Raw genomic sequence first — 14015 nt, 5'->3', positions numbered from 1 at the left:
TCTCACTCTCTGGGTAGTCATGTCTACTTTTCAAGACAAATTTCCGACAAATTCCGATAGATCCATCTTGTGAAAAAAATCACCACTCCCATTCTTTCGTTAATACCAAACTTTTCATAGTGAATAGCGACATTATTTGACGAAAGGTGCAGTAAAAAGGCTCCCATTCTTAACTTAAGAACAGGAGCCCGTTTAGCCATATTAAATTACATCTTATTTATAAAAAACCTGCAATTGACGCACGATTTCATCCTTGTCATGATCCACTACGGTTTGATGTTGTGGCATCTCGAACAACGCTTTAATTTGTGCCGGGAATTCCTGCTTAATGTCGATCAGGGTAATCGCCTCATCAAATTTAGCTGGATGTGCAGTCGCAAAGGTAATGCCAATCTCATCCGAGCCATTGAAAGCTTCGTAAGCCGCGATTCCACATGCTGTATGCGGATCAAGCAAGTAACCATACTCCTTCTGATACTTAGCGATGGTATTCAAGCATTGGTCATTCTTCACACCCAGCGCTGCAAAATCTTGCTGCACCTGCTGAAGCGCTTCGCCTTCGACCGTAATCTTACCCTCAGTCTGCAGCTTGGACATATACGCAGATAACTTCTCGGAATCCTCGCCTACCAGATAATACAGATACCGCTCAAAATTGCTCGCCACTTGAATATCCATCGAAGGGCTGTACGTGCTTGTGAAGCTGCCTGGTTTGTATTCACCAGTGTTCACGAAACGCTCCAAGATGTTATTTTCATTCGTAGCAATAATCAGCTTGTTAATCGGCAATCCCATTTGCTTAGCCAAATATCCAGAGAAAATATTACCGAAGTTGCCGGAAGGCACACTGATATTAATCTTCTTCTCGCCGCTGCCACCGACATGCAAATACGCATAGAAATAGTAGACGGTCTGCGCCAGAATACGCACAAAGTTAATGGAGTTGATCGCACGCAGATGATAGCGACCCTTAAAGTCTAGATCCGCGAACAGATCCTTAATCACCTTCTGACAATCATCGAAGTTACCATGAACAGATAGGTTCAGCACATTGCTGTCATCTACCGTAGTCATCTGCAGCTCCTGCACTTTACTTACCTTACCATGTGGATGAAGAATACAAATCTTGATTCCTTCTTTACCGCGAACGCCCTGAATGGCAGCCGCCCCAGTATCCCCCGAGGTTGCTCCGAGGATGTGGATGATCTTGTTCTGCTTTTTGGAAATATAAGAGTACAGCTCACCCATAAACTGCAGCGCTACATCTTTGAAGGCAAAAGTAGGCCCATGGAACAATTCCAGTACATACAAGGAATCATTTACTTGGTGAACAGGCGTTACTTCCGGCGCGCGGAAATTGCCATAACTGGTGTTGGCCATTTCCTGCAAATCCTCGTAAGGGATCTCCTCATTAGTGTAATAGGCGAAGATCTTCAGGAACAACTCTTGGTAGCTAAGACTTCTCCACTCTTCCAAAGTAGCTGCTGAAACGACAGGAATCTCGGAAGGGACCATCAGTCCGCCGTCATCCGCAAGTCCCATCAACACCGTATCGATAAAGCCTTTAGGTTCCACATTACCTCTTGTGCTTATATACTTCATACTCATCCTCCTGAACCCCTCTATTTAATATACAACATGATAAATTCTTATATTTAAATATAAGTTTCGCCTTATAGCTGCTTGTTTTCCCTATATACTACCACGTTTACGCGCTAAAGTCCGTTAATTCTTTGTCTTATTTTGTAGCTCTTTCCAGACCGTTTTGTTACTGTATTGCCGTTCCGTGCTGACATCCTTGCCGAACCATTCCGGCGCCTTGAAGCTTTCCGCTTCCTCCAGAGATTCAAATTCAACCTCCAGAACGGACAATTTAAGCTGAGAATATACGTCGATCTCAACCGTGGTGTCATTCCATACCGCTGTAATCCGTTCTTTGACCAAAGCTACTGCTTTTACTGCCTCAATCATCTGATTATATAAACCTTCTGAGATAAAATATTCGATTTCTTCACGTTTGATCCCTTTGCCATCCTTAAACGTATGTGTGTACGTTACCTCGCCTGAGTCCAGATCCGTAATTTTACGTACGCGCAGTTCTTGACCCCCGTCTATCGCCAGATACGTCTGGTCGATATTATGCCGGGTAACAATCTTCAATTCTCCTGCTTGAATTAGCTGTTCCGGAAATTCCGGCAGTAGAAACTTGCGTTCGATCTCCAAAGCCATGATGTTTCGCTCCTCTTCGTGCCATTTATTTTATATTAATAATCATCATAGGGGTGAGACAAACCCAAGTCAATGTGATTACGGGGAAATAGGTCTGCTCTTGCCGAAAAATGATAATGTTGCGCTCAGCGCGTAACTGGCAGGTGGACCTCTGTCAAGAAAGTGGACAGTCACGAAACAGATTTTCTAGTAAATTGCTCAGCAAAACGAACAGGAGAAAGATACCCCAGCGCGCCATGCATTCGCTTCCGGTTATAGTAGAACTCAATGTATTGAAAAAGCGACTGGTAGGCTTGCTCTTTGGTTTTGAACCGCGGATTACAATAGATGAGTTCCTTCTTCAAAATGCTGTGCCAAGACTCGATACAGGCGTTATCATAACAGTTACCTCTGCGGCTCATGCTGGATTCCATATGGTCGTACAATCGCCATCCTACGATTTCACGCGTACATAAATCCATGACGCTGGCTAGGTACAAGCGACCTCCCCGGCAAGGGATGTATGTGATGTCAGTGACCCATACCGTGTTGGGTTTGAGAACTTTAAACTGTTGATTCAGCGTGTTAAGTGCGATGGGATGGTTATGCTTGGAGTGGGTAGTCTGTACACGGTAGGGTTTAGACACGATAGAACGGAGCTTCATCTGTCGCATGTACACACTCACGGTGCGTTCGGTGATGGTATAGCCCTCCTGGTGCAGCAGACGGGTGATTTTCGGACTCCCATACCGCTTTTTATGATCAACAAAATGATTCCGGATTCGCTCCATGACACCTGTAGGATATCGCACATCTTCTCCAAGTGAAACTCGGAGCGATGGTCCTCCATAAACTGGAATCTTAGTTCCTTGCTTTGCTGAAGATGTGCACTGCTTTTTTTACAATCGCTAATTCTTCTTCTGCATCGGCAAGTTTATGTTCTTTCTCCTGAAGCATAACCTCAACAATAGAAACAGCGGCAGTCATCGACCGGGAAAACAAAGCCCTAGACTGTCGCTGTTTAATTGAACTATAGTTCTCCGTTAGCCATTCATGCAGCGCAAGCCCTGCACCACAGATAATGAAAATGGTCATCTCTGTTAATACTGCTACTATGGCTGGGAGAGGAAGGTCGATTGAATAAATTTGTTGTCTATTTTTATTAAGTGTCTTCGTCACTTTTGTACTCCAAAATATCACCCGGCTGACAATCCAAAGTCTTACATATTGCTTCTAATGTTGAAAAACGAACCGCTTTTGCTTTCCCATTTTTCAGAATGGAAAGATTCGCCATAGTAATTCCAACCCTCTCCGAAAGCTCCGTTACGCTCATTTTTCGTTTTGCTAACATCACATCAATATTAATAATAATTGCCATATGCTCCACCTCAGACCGTTAAATCATTTTCTGATTTTATATTAATAGCTTCTTGTAAAAGTCTTTGGAGAACAGCAGCAAAAACGGCGATCACCATAGAGGCGAAAATAATGACCAATCCGATTGGTATGAAACTTGGAGGGTCAACTCTCTTCCCCATGAGATAGTAGAGTGGCATACCTAGCAGGTACAAGGTACTGATTGTGATGGCACAGTATTTTATATTCTTTAAAGCCTTTACCGATAATTCCGAGAACGCTTGGTTCTTATCAATATAGCTTAAAAGTTTAAAAGCCTGATACAGAGCAAAGTAAAAAGGTATCGCTGCCGCGTACATATCGATTAAAACGAGAGATTTCATATAAGCCATTTCTGGATACAATTTTCCAGCAAAATCCCCAATCTTAGGCACTAAAAATATGCACAAAGCGAGAATTGGGATTCCAATAAGAATAACAGCCATCTTCAAAAAGAGTGTTGTTGCTCGTTTCATAAAGTGCACCTCACTTATTTAATGTCAGTTTTGACTTTACTACATAATATATTGTTTCACAATAAACTTATATTGTTTTTAATTATATTATTATATACTTTTAATTTTGACAAAAATAAAAAAGCATTTCTCATTACAAAGAAATGCTCTTACTTTAAAATGTTAAATTTACAACTTGTTCAATAAAACTGCCCGTTACCTCAACGAACATCAAAGAGGAGCTGTATTTGCAGCAGCTCCACACTATCGTTCTGCGTTAGCTCAAAAATAACCACAGAATTACAACATGACATGAACTAACGTTTAGAAATAATAGATGAAACAGTAAGAGCGAATAAAACCAGCAAGTTAAATTGAGAAGGAGCAACCTGTTTTTTAGACAAGTCATTCTTTAAATCATTAATTAATCTATCTTTTTGTTTGTTAAATTAGTTCTCCACTCATTCGTCGGTGTAAGATAACTAATCATTCTTTCATCGATTAAATCCACAAGTTGATGCTCATATGTTTTTCTATAAGGTTTAGGAAGTTCTTCTTTTAACCAACTTTCCTTTGTTCCTTTCCAGATTTCAAAAAGAGTAACCTCATTTGAATTATCAATATCATCTGAAAGAATGGCACTTACAAAAGCTGATTCATGTTCCATCGCTCGCATATTAGCGGATAATAATTCTTTGAATTCTTCCTTTTTCCCACTTTTAACTTTAAATCTTATATAGAGTATTACGTTTTCTTTATTATTACTCATAAATATCCTCCAACTGAATAAGTTTAGCTTAAAATCTAAGTAATCATATCATGTAGTAAACGTTAATCAAAGTACGATCACCATTGAAGGAACCAAAGTATTTATATATCTTTCAATACTGCTCTTTTAAATATGAAACTGTTACTACCGTACATTTTTCGATTGCTTTTTGCACTAACCTGCCCTATAGCTTAACGACAGAAGGAGCAGCTGTCGCGGCGGCAAACTGCTCCCAGGATCTCTGGACTAACGTTCACCGTTAGCCATTCATGCAGCGCAAGAGCGGCGCTGCACCACAGAGGATGAAAATGGGTACCCCTGTCTATACTGTTTGTACGGCTGGCGAAGAAGGTCGATAAGCTATGGTGCCATAGAGCCCAACCGTTAGTCTGATTCCGACCACCACGGTGCATCACAGAATGTCGCACCCTATATGGGTAGCACTCATGGGAGATTAATCCTTTTTTGGTTGTTGCACCAGCCTTGCCTTTTTGTTTGTTGTCTATATGATGTTTTTTGTGCTTAATAGATCTAACAATCTCTATATGATTACTCAAGAGGCTCAACCTTTTTTTAAAAAGTGTTATTCTGAGTCTATTTTATTATGCTCTTTTTCAGGTTTAGAGCTAATTTAGTTTTCATGGGAGCTTAATTCCGAAATCCCTCGGGCAGACCGAGGGGCGATAGCCCCAATGCATGAATATGGTGTTATCTGATGGATACGCCTTCTAAGAAACACTAACATTTCTTTTACTTAATTTCTTAAATACCGAGTATTCCTTATTGGACTTAATAAAACTTAATATCTTTTCGGCACATTCTATTGGATTCATCTCTTCAGTATTTACTTCAAGGTCATATTCATCAATGCAATATACTTTGCTGAACTGTGAAGCTGCTAGTCCAATTTTTCTATCTCCTCTTGTTTGCTCTCTTCTTATGAGTTCTTCTTTCGAGCATATTACACCTATAAATAGTGTAGGCTGATCGAAAAATACATCAAGACACTCATTAAACCACTTATCATTTTCGATTACAGTATCTACTAATACATTCAAACCCATTTCTGAAAACAATTTAATTGTCGAATAGTACATTGAGATTAAGGGATCAAACATTATTTGTGCGATAACTTGCTCATCTACTTCTCTTGTAGGTTCAATATCTGAAAATTTATTATTAAAAAAATCCTTGATAAAATCATCTATTGATAAATGATGAAAAGGAATTTCTTTCTGATTTATCAGTTCATTAGAAATACTAGTCTTTCCTGAACTTGAAGTTCCGTTCATCAACACAATGATTCCTTGCTTCAAACGAATCACCCTCACATATAAGATTTGCGTATCTTTCAGATAACGTTATACTCACAGAGTTCATACAATTATCCAACTCATAAAATATTCGAGAAACGATTGAACTATCCTTCCCTTTAGCTTAATAAAAACAAGGAACAGCTGCCGAGGCAAACTGTTCCTTGTTTCGTTCAACTATATTGTCCCGTTAGTTGAATAAAGGCAGCCGATCACGCAGCTGCCTATTCATGTTTATTGAGCTATCGTTACCCTTTAGCCATCCATGCAGGGTAAACACTGCACCAAAGATGATGAATTGTCCTTTTGAGGTTTTTCGCAGATTTAATTTTCATAGGAGATAAATTACACCTAAGCTTATGGTCAGTACCCAAGTCTTAAATATGCAGCTCTTTCCAATTAATACAGACACAGATGCTCTTTAGCGCTCATCGTGTATACATAATATAATCATCCTAACCCATCGCTGTTAACAACACGGCAATCGTATTAAACACACCGTGAACGATCATACCAGGCACGACCGATCCCGTACGTTCATAGGTCCATGCAAACACAACTCCACTAATAAAATTCACGGGCATGGCATTTATAGTAGGAAAATGTGCAAGAGTAAAGATAAGCGAACTAATCACAATCGCCCATCTCATACTAACACGAGCCCGTAGCCAACGATATATAAATCCACGGTAAAATATCTCCTCATAAAAAGGTGACACGATCCCTGCTGACACAATACCAATAATCATAGTAAATAGAGTGACATTTTGCTTCAGACTCTCTGTTTTGCTATTGTCCACCGTATTCCCAAGGAAACTGGTGAGATAGAGAGTCGCCACACTGAATACGATAAGAATAAGTGTCCACTGCGCAATCCTCCACCAATCTTTCGCAGGAAATCCCTTTACTCCTACCTCTGTCCAGGACATTTTCTTAGGTCGTAAAGCAATGAAATATAATCCTAACAAAAGTACAATCGCGATGGTAAGCCCTGTAAGAGTCCCTGAGTAAAGAGTATTCCCCAACCATTGCTCATACATTGACTGGAGTGCATATTTGATAACGAATATAACGAATACAAATTCAAGTGCAAGTAAAGCAATAAACTCACGCCATGTCCACTGATCCATCTTCTTCCACATTTCCGTACTGGTCATCCTTAATCCCTCAATCCTCTGTGATATAATTTAATGATATTAGGTGACGTTACGTCACCTGCAAGCATTATTTTGGGAGGAAAGAAGAAACATGAATAGATGGACAACAGGACAAGTATCCAAACAGCGGAACATTTCCGTTCGAACCCTACGTTATTATGATCAGATCGGTCTTCTTACACCGAGTTATAAGGAAGATAACGGCCGCCGTTATTATTCAGAGAAAGATTTATTCACTCTCGAAAAGATAACATTGCTTAAATCACTATCACTCCCCCTTGAAGACATTCAAAATGTAATGGACAAGCTATCTTTTCGTCATATTCTAATTGCACACCATAATCATCTTCAGGAGCAGCTCACTTCTCTTCAAGGCAGTATTGCAAATACTACGTCTTTGATCAACATGATTGATCTGGAAGGTACACTCTCCTGGGATCGGGTTTCTCATCTGGTCCATAACGTACAACCTATTTCTAAACAGTGGATCGATTACTTCAACGATGACGAAAGTGCATTTCTACAGAATGCACTACCCAATCTCAACAGTAATGACCAGACCACTCAGCAATATGCCTCTTTGCTGCGCCGGATTGAGTGGTGCATACAGCAATCTGTTCCACCTGAATCTGATGAAGGTTATAACATTGCCTGCGAGTTAATGAAGCTATCACACGAAACCTTTAATGGAGACGAGAAATTGATGGAGAAGTTTTGGGAAGTGAGGAAGCTCCCTACATTAGAGTCAGGACTATATCCCATATCCGACGAAGTGCTGAACTTTGTGGAGCTTAGCATTGCTCACGTTCAAGAAAAAGGGGCTGAACAGAAATAGAAAATGAGGAATTTTCATTGAAATCATGCGTACAACCAGGGCGTTGATGTTTATTTTTTTAAAAATAATGAGCAGGCTTCCGAAGCCTGCTCAAAAATTGATATTCAACTAACCTGCCTTTGTTAACAAATAAAAACCGGCTGCCGAAGCAACCACTATTATACTATCGTTTCCCGTTAGCCATACATGCAGCGCAAGCGCCGCACCACAGATGATGAAAATAGTTATATCTGTTAACACTGCTACTATGGCTGGGAGAGGAAGGTCGATGAACTATGGTGCCTTAGAGCCCATCCGTTATTCTGACTCCAACGATCACGGTGCATCACAGATTGTCGCTCCCTTTTGGGAAGCACTCATGGGAGATTAATCCTACTCTGGTTGCTGCACCAGCCTCTTATCTAATTTAGCCGTTGAGAGGATGCATTAAGGTGGAAATCGTAGTTGAACGAGCATGTGGTATGGATATTCATAAGGATAACATTACCGCATGTATTCTAACGTCTAATGGAAAGGAGATTCAAACGTTTTCAACTAAAACTGTGTTTCTATTACAATTAATTGATTGGATTAAACAACATGAGTGTACTCACGTTGCTATGGAAAGCACGGGTGTATTTTGGAAGCCTATTGTTAATTTACTTGAAGCTGAAGGAATTGAATTTTTAGTGGTAAATGCCCAGCATATGAAAGCTTTGCCTGGACGTAAAACAGATGTTAAGGACTCAGAATGGATTGCAAAGCTTCTTCGTCATGGGCTACTTAAAGCAAGTTTCATTCCAGATCGAAATCAACGGGAACTTCGAGAACTTGTACGGTATCGTCGGAGTACCATTGAAGAAAGAGCTAGACAACATAACCGAATTCAAAAAGTGTTAGAAGGAGCCAATATTAAACTTAGCTCTGTTGTCTCTGATATTATGGGTGTATCCTCTCGCGACATGCTCCGTGCCATTGCTGATGGTGAAGATGATCCTGAGAAATTAGCAAACTTCGCTAGACGCACCATGAAACGAAAGAAAGATCAACTTGAACTAGCTCTGCAAGGCTATGTAAACCCTCACCAACGGCTGATGATAAAGACGATTTTAACTCATATTGATTTTTTAAGTGAACAGATCCTGCTTTTAGATCAAGAAATCGCTTCGAGGGTAGTCCCATTTCATGACGATGTCGAACGTTTAGATTCAATTCCTGGAATAGCTACTCGAATGGCAGAACAAATCTTAGCCGAAATTGGGACCAATATTAAGAAGCAGTTTCCCAGTGCTGCGCATTTATGCTCATGGGCTGGACTTGTACCTGGGCATAATGAAAGTGCAGGAAAAAGAAAATCTACCAAAACCAAAAATGGAAACAAATATCTGAAGTCTGCTTTAGTTGAGGCAGCCCATTCTGTAGCAGCCTCAAAGAACTATCTTGGTGCTATGTATAGACGAACGGCAGCACGAAAAGGAAGAAAAAGGGCAGCAATCTCTGTTGCGCATGCTATGTTGAGAATAGCCTACTATCTGTTAACACGCGAAGAAATGTATGTGGACCTAGGCGAAGATTATTTTGACAAACAGAAGCAACAATCTATTGTGAAATACGCAGTTCGACGACTAGAAAACTTAGGTTATTCTGTAACTATTGCAGAAGTCTCTTAATTCATTAATATACCAATATTCCTATTTCGGGTGCTGTGCCCTTCAAAAAAATGAATGGACTGCGTCTTATTTACGTTTGCCCTTTTACAGAAACTACAGATTTAATTTTCATGGGAGTTCAGCGATTTGAAGTCTTATAAGTGGACACCAATGGAAGTAACTTTTCAATTGTGTATTTAACATCGGTTATAATTGAATCCAATTCAACATGCGTTTCGGGGTTTAAGTCCCAAAAAGTCTGTTCGATGTTTATTACACATACCAACAAGTCTCCTTTATAAAAATCTCCTCTGACAAATGGGTTGTCTGCCAAGTACCTAAGAGCAATTGGAACAAGATATTTCAAACTGAAACCTTGTCCAATCATTATTCTTAAATCTTCGACTGAGAAATCCATTAACGGTTTTCTTCGTAATTCATGACACCTAACAACAAGGTTTGAGCCATACTGGGCTCACCCCAAGTCTCCCCTTCAAGTTCTTCTAATGTTTTATCCAAATAATTATTTAACATCATCCGACCACCTTAAATGCTTTATTAAAAAGTATATCAGAAGTGGCGATTTGTTGTGTTAAACTGCCTGTTAGTTCAATAACCTGAGCAGCGCGCGCATCCGCCGAGTATAGAAAGACCGCTATGAAGGCGGTCTCAAAAAACTTATCTTTTCTGCCCAACAACAAGTCCTAAAGATAACCAACGACCGTTATCTTCTAGTATAAAATCTTTTTCACCATCATAATACATGGCGCCGAGATATTTTTTGACGCTGCAACAGAACGGGCTGCTTCAACTACTTTGGCAGACGATCGATCGTCTGCTGCATGAGAATCAAGAGCTTCAGCAGTCCATTCTCGCGTTCGAGAGCGCTGCAAGGTCGATTATGCTCCTTCGCTTGCTCAAATGATATTTCCCGGAGCATCATCAGCAGATCAACGGTCTCGCCAAATTCGGTTTCCGTTACACGGAGAACATGTCGTACTGCACCATGCTGGTCGGCTTGCACGGGATCCAAGAAATGACCGACATCGCGAAAATCCGCAAAATCGAGATGATTACGGTGCTCGTCGTCGAGAAGGTATTGCAGCATGAACACCTAGAGCATGAACTCTTCGAGATCACCAACGCCGATAAATGCTCATCATATCTTCGGACCAATCTTTGATCAATACTTGCATTATTCTCGTTTCTTCCCAACTGCACCCATAAAGATGATGAATTCTTCATCACCGTCTAATTCTAAAATATCATCAATCAACTTTTGATCATAGATTCCAATTGCACAAGCACCTGCACCGATCGATTCACTAGTCAAATAAAGGTTTTGGCTTACATGTCCAACATCGATGAGGATTTTTTTGTGAGCTGAAATATCATACTTCCATTCAGAGCGATAGGGTGTTGTACTCCATGCAAACATTACCGAAGCTTTTTTAACAAAATTAGGGACAAAAGGCTGATCCAAAGTAATCGCATCAATTTTTTGATCAATTTTATCTAATTCAAACATAAACACGAGCTTGTGTTCCACAGGAAGGTATCTGTAAATTCCTTGTTGCAAGCCTTCTACTCGCATAATAAATAAATATGTCTCAAATGTATGTGTTGCCCCACTGCAGGGTACAGTTCGCAGTGTACACCCATTCTTCGTCATACTCGTTATCCCTTGGGTAGCCCATAATAAATATGATAACTCATCAAGACTTAATGATTCATCAGAATAAAACCTTGTACTTCTTCTATCATTTATACATTCATATATATTTTCTTTACTCACAACGTCTCTGCTGATCTTTGGCAAATCAATAATTAGTGATGTCGAATTAAAGGACTTAACAATTGGTGGTTGTGGGAGTCCCTTTAGCTTATCTGTTTTAATATGTTTAAATTCAAGAAAATTGGATTTCAAAAAGTTTCTTTGTTGTTCATATTTAGCCATAATAGACTCTCCTTAGATGACTTAATCGTTTCTTAATAGTTCTAACATAGCATGTATTAAAAATAGTATTGTGATCTGATTCACAATACAGCTTTTTACTTCAAAATTACTGAATACATTCTGGCAGATACCAAAAAAAGTCAAACCGATAAATATCAACCTTTTCGTCTCTTTTATTGACGTTAGCATTTGTTGAAATAAAATAAAGTATTAGACTAGCCTAACTAAAAAAAACAGCGGCAGCCGTGGACAAGAAAATAAAGTCCTAGACTGCCGCTGTTTTATTAAGCTAACGTTTCCCGTTAGCTCAACTAATCTGGTACCCATGAAGAAATGCCATCGGGTGTAGCCAACCACTATAAGCCCTGCATGATGGGTGCAGCTTGGGCTATCTCCTGATCACCAATATTCACACTTATCATGGTGTCCATTAACCAAAAGCGATTTCCCACTAGTCATTCGAGTTGTGACAATTGGACAATGATATACCGAAAGTTTTCAATATACGATTCTTTCTTTTGCTCCACTCGTCGTAAATGGTCATAGAAGCTATGAGAAAATTTAAATACGTGACCGTAATCCCAATCTTGTTCGCTATAGTTCTTTTCCCAATACTTAATATCGATCGGAAGCACGTTCGCCCGCGCCGCCGGCTGCAAAGGCAGATGATCGACAGGCGAAACCAATTTGATTGAATCTCCAGGTTTAACGTTACGACTATGGCGCAGAACTTTAATTAGCTTCATTATAGGCTGTAATCCTCTTTCGAAAAAGGAGACATGGCCAAGGTCAAACAAGATGTTTAACGCATGTGAGAAAGTCAGCATGTGACCAATTAAATCATGATGTGATTCTGCGCGATAAATGACGGGGAACTCGGCCAATTGTTCCAGCACAAGCGAAGAAAGCTCATTGGGATTCGATATAGTCGGAAAGTCGTCTGCGTCCGTAATCTCCATCCTTTTCACTTCGGAAGCAGAGAAACCAATCCATGACCGTCCCGGAATTGTCCTCTCAAACGAGCGAATGAGATCGGTTATTCCTGCAATATCCTCAGTACTTCCCCAGCCTTTAAGTTCATGGATGGCCAACAAACTTGCTGTACTGTAAATCACATTATGACCGACCCAGTGTAGCTGATCGATCGTTCTATCAAGTGCCTCAAGTATGGTAGTTACGGCTGTTTGCTCGTCACAACCGGAACGGTGTTGTACGCCGTTCGCCCCAAGAATCTTTTTTGCCATCGCTCCGGCCTGCGAAGATACTAGTTGAGCCAGTTCTTGACTCAAATTATTAGTTGTAACGAAAAAATAACTGCCGATGGCGGCAGCACCAAAGTGAGCCTGCCAAATGTCACCTGTTTCCTTTTTGCATGAAGAGATGATCGTTAATCCGTCTCTCAAAATGGATTGATTCAACATAATGTCCACCACCCTTGCAAATTTTGGTCGTTTAGTTACACAAATATTTGCGAGAATATATCGACTATCGTGTCCCGTTACCTTAAAACCTAAATCGAACTGAATGCAAACATTATTTCAGATTCACATACCAATTCATTATTTACCGTGGCGACGCCCTTTCCTTTGACGATTTGTCCCTTGATTCGAATTACATCAAATACAAGAAGGAGTTGGTCTCCTGGTTTTACTTGTCGTTTGAAACGACAACTATCAATACCAGTCAGTAAGCCTATTTTATGATTGTTGCTCTCAACGTTAGACATAGCGATTCCACCGATCTGTGCCAGTGCTTCTACAATTAAGACTCCAGGCATTACGGGATAGCCAGGGAAATGACCTAGAAAATAAGGTTCATTAATTGTTACATTTTTAATTCCAACAGCTCTCTTCCCCTCATTAATTTCCAATATTCTATCGACCAAGAGAAATGGATTTCGATGAGGAATAATCTCTTTAATTCTTTCAATATCAAACATGGATTCGCCTCCCTAATCGGTTTATTGCCAATCGGTTAAACTAACCAAGAAAATAAATCAACAATACCCTTGTTAAGCTATACTGCCCGTCCCTCAGTTTTAATGGGTTATCTCACATATACTCACTCATTCGCAGGATTTCATCACCATGGATTAGTATTAAAGGTGGGGAAAGCTGGAGGCGAGAGCCGTCAGTCCAGTATTTGGGCATGCGGGAACAGAGGAATCGCTTCAGCCATTCCTTATCGCTTCACTCTACTGTACGCAAACTCCACAAATTGCCCTGGTGTTTACCATCCCATGACTCGACGGGTCTATGCCCTTACATTCCATCGTCATACTTATCCAAGGTGTGGAGA

Annotated in this window: 16 protein-coding genes; 2 read left to right on the top strand and 14 right to left on the bottom strand. The window is 40.2% G+C overall.

The genetic code is table 11. From position 1 onward, the window contains the following. Positions 1 to 213 precede the first annotated feature (213 nt). The 10 genes from thrC to MHH52_RS04345 form a co-directional block, all read right to left on the bottom strand. A complete protein-coding gene (gene thrC, locus MHH52_RS04390; RefSeq protein ID WP_340006867.1) occupies positions 214 to 1602 on the bottom strand; it encodes a threonine synthase in 1389 nt (462 codons plus the stop codon). 123 nt (positions 1603 to 1725) lie between these two features. Continuing rightward, a complete protein-coding gene (locus MHH52_RS04385; RefSeq protein WP_313640019.1) occupies positions 1726 to 2229 on the bottom strand; it encodes a CYTH domain-containing protein in 504 nt (167 codons plus the stop codon). 170 nt (positions 2230 to 2399) lie between these two features. Further along, positions 2400 to 2999: an IS3 family transposase gene (locus tag MHH52_RS04380; protein WP_340006865.1), complete on the bottom strand. Its 600-nt coding sequence runs from the start codon at positions 2997 to 2999 to the stop codon at positions 2400 to 2402. Positions 3000 to 3069: 70 nt separating this feature from the next. Then, positions 3070 to 3387, bottom strand: a complete 318-nt coding sequence (locus MHH52_RS04375) for a hypothetical protein (protein WP_340006864.1) — start codon at positions 3385 to 3387, stop codon at positions 3070 to 3072. After that, a complete protein-coding gene (locus MHH52_RS04370) occupies positions 3371 to 3586 on the bottom strand; it encodes a helix-turn-helix transcriptional regulator (RefSeq protein WP_016114251.1) in 216 nt (71 codons plus the stop codon). Before MHH52_RS04370 ends, MHH52_RS04375 begins: the two co-directional genes overlap by 17 nt. Before the next feature lie 10 nt (positions 3587 to 3596). Continuing rightward, positions 3597 to 4079 carry a DUF2975 domain-containing protein gene (locus tag MHH52_RS04365; protein WP_340006863.1) on the bottom strand — a complete coding sequence of 161 codons (483 nt, stop codon included), beginning with the start codon at positions 4077 to 4079 and terminating at the stop codon, positions 3597 to 3599. A gap of 403 nt (positions 4080 to 4482) precedes the next feature. Further along, positions 4483 to 4827 carry an antibiotic biosynthesis monooxygenase gene (locus MHH52_RS04360; protein WP_340006862.1) on the bottom strand — a complete coding sequence of 115 codons (345 nt, stop codon included), beginning with the start codon at positions 4825 to 4827 and terminating at the stop codon, positions 4483 to 4485. Positions 4828 to 5018: 191 nt separating this feature from the next. Continuing rightward, on the bottom strand, positions 5019 to 5384 hold the full coding sequence (locus MHH52_RS04355; RefSeq protein WP_340006860.1) for a hypothetical protein: 366 nt from the start codon (positions 5382 to 5384) through the stop codon (positions 5019 to 5021). Positions 5385 to 5555: 171 nt separating this feature from the next. Beyond that, a complete protein-coding gene (locus MHH52_RS04350) occupies positions 5556 to 6143 on the bottom strand; it encodes an AAA family ATPase (RefSeq protein ID WP_340006858.1) in 588 nt (195 codons plus the stop codon). 452 nt (positions 6144 to 6595) lie between these two features. Then, positions 6596 to 7297, bottom strand: a complete 702-nt coding sequence (locus MHH52_RS04345; RefSeq protein WP_340006857.1) for a type II CAAX endopeptidase family protein — start codon at positions 7295 to 7297, stop codon at positions 6596 to 6598. Between the two features lie 91 nt (positions 7298 to 7388). Between MHH52_RS04345 and MHH52_RS04340 the strand changes: the two genes are divergently transcribed. Continuing rightward, positions 7389 to 8132 (top strand): MerR family transcriptional regulator, encoded by a 744-nt coding sequence (locus tag MHH52_RS04340; RefSeq protein ID WP_340006856.1) that lies wholly within the window; start codon positions 7389 to 7391, stop codon positions 8130 to 8132. Positions 8133 to 8563: 431 nt separating this feature from the next. After that, a complete protein-coding gene (locus MHH52_RS04335; protein ID WP_340006855.1) occupies positions 8564 to 9781 on the top strand; it encodes an IS110 family transposase in 1218 nt (405 codons plus the stop codon). Positions 9782 to 10571: 790 nt separating this feature from the next. On the opposite strand, the gene MHH52_RS04330 is transcribed toward MHH52_RS04335, so the two are convergent. From MHH52_RS04330 to fabZ, 4 genes are all read right to left on the bottom strand, one after another. After that, on the bottom strand, positions 10572 to 10868 hold the full coding sequence (locus MHH52_RS04330; RefSeq protein ID WP_340006854.1) for a hypothetical protein: 297 nt from the start codon (positions 10866 to 10868) through the stop codon (positions 10572 to 10574). 87 nt (positions 10869 to 10955) lie between these two features. Continuing rightward, on the bottom strand, positions 10956 to 11717 hold the full coding sequence (locus MHH52_RS04325) for a SagB/ThcOx family dehydrogenase (protein ID WP_340006853.1): 762 nt from the start codon (positions 11715 to 11717) through the stop codon (positions 10956 to 10958). Between the two features lie 455 nt (positions 11718 to 12172). Further along, positions 12173 to 13138, bottom strand: coding sequence for a hypothetical protein (locus MHH52_RS04320; protein ID WP_340006851.1), 966 nt, complete (start codon positions 13136 to 13138; stop codon positions 12173 to 12175). An 89-nt stretch (positions 13139 to 13227) separates the two neighbouring features. Next, a complete protein-coding gene (fabZ, locus tag MHH52_RS04315; protein WP_313641668.1) occupies positions 13228 to 13656 on the bottom strand; it encodes a 3-hydroxyacyl-ACP dehydratase FabZ in 429 nt (142 codons plus the stop codon). Between the last annotated feature and the right edge of the window lie 359 nt (positions 13657 to 14015).

Origin of the sequence: Paenibacillus sp. FSL K6-0276, assembly GCF_037977235.1 — a bacterium.
In the GTDB taxonomy this organism is placed as follows: Bacteria; Bacillota; Bacilli; order Paenibacillales; family Paenibacillaceae; genus Paenibacillus_AQ.
The sequence above is the reverse complement of the archived record's forward strand: the minus strand, read 5'-3'. Positions and strand labels throughout refer to the sequence as shown.

What these genes read in the sequence shown, in the direction of transcription:
- MHH52_RS04385 (WP_313640019.1), bottom strand. Translation starts at nt 2,229, where the DNA reads ATGGCTTTGGAGATCGAACGCAAGTTTCTACTGCCGGAATTTCCGGAA.
- MHH52_RS04370 (WP_016114251.1), bottom strand. Translation starts at nt 3,586, where the DNA reads ATGGCAATTATTATTAATATTGATGTGATGTTAGCAAAACGAAAAATG.
- MHH52_RS04360 (WP_340006862.1), bottom strand. Translation starts at nt 4,827, where the DNA reads ATGAGTAATAATAAAGAAAACGTAATACTCTATATAAGATTTAAAGTT.
- MHH52_RS04345 (WP_340006857.1), bottom strand. Translation starts at nt 7,297, where the DNA reads ATGACCAGTACGGAAATGTGGAAGAAGATGGATCAGTGGACATGGCGT.
- MHH52_RS04340 (WP_340006856.1), top strand. Translation starts at nt 7,389, where the DNA reads ATGAATAGATGGACAACAGGACAAGTATCCAAACAGCGGAACATTTCC.
- thrC (WP_340006867.1), bottom strand. Translation starts at nt 1,602, where the DNA reads ATGAAGTATATAAGCACAAGAGGTAATGTGGAACCTAAAGGCTTTATC.
- MHH52_RS04365 (WP_340006863.1), bottom strand. Translation starts at nt 4,079, where the DNA reads ATGAAACGAGCAACAACACTCTTTTTGAAGATGGCTGTTATTCTTATT.
- MHH52_RS04320 (WP_340006851.1), bottom strand. Translation starts at nt 13,138, where the DNA reads ATGTTGAATCAATCCATTTTGAGAGACGGATTAACGATCATCTCTTCA.
- MHH52_RS04325 (WP_340006853.1), bottom strand. Translation starts at nt 11,717, where the DNA reads ATGGCTAAATATGAACAACAAAGAAACTTTTTGAAATCCAATTTTCTT.
- MHH52_RS04380 (WP_340006865.1), bottom strand. Translation starts at nt 2,999, where the DNA reads ATGGAGCGAATCCGGAATCATTTTGTTGATCATAAAAAGCGGTATGGG.
- fabZ (WP_313641668.1), bottom strand. Translation starts at nt 13,656, where the DNA reads ATGTTTGATATTGAAAGAATTAAAGAGATTATTCCTCATCGAAATCCA.
- MHH52_RS04330 (WP_340006854.1), bottom strand. Translation starts at nt 10,868, where the DNA reads ATGCTGCAATACCTTCTCGACGACGAGCACCGTAATCATCTCGATTTT.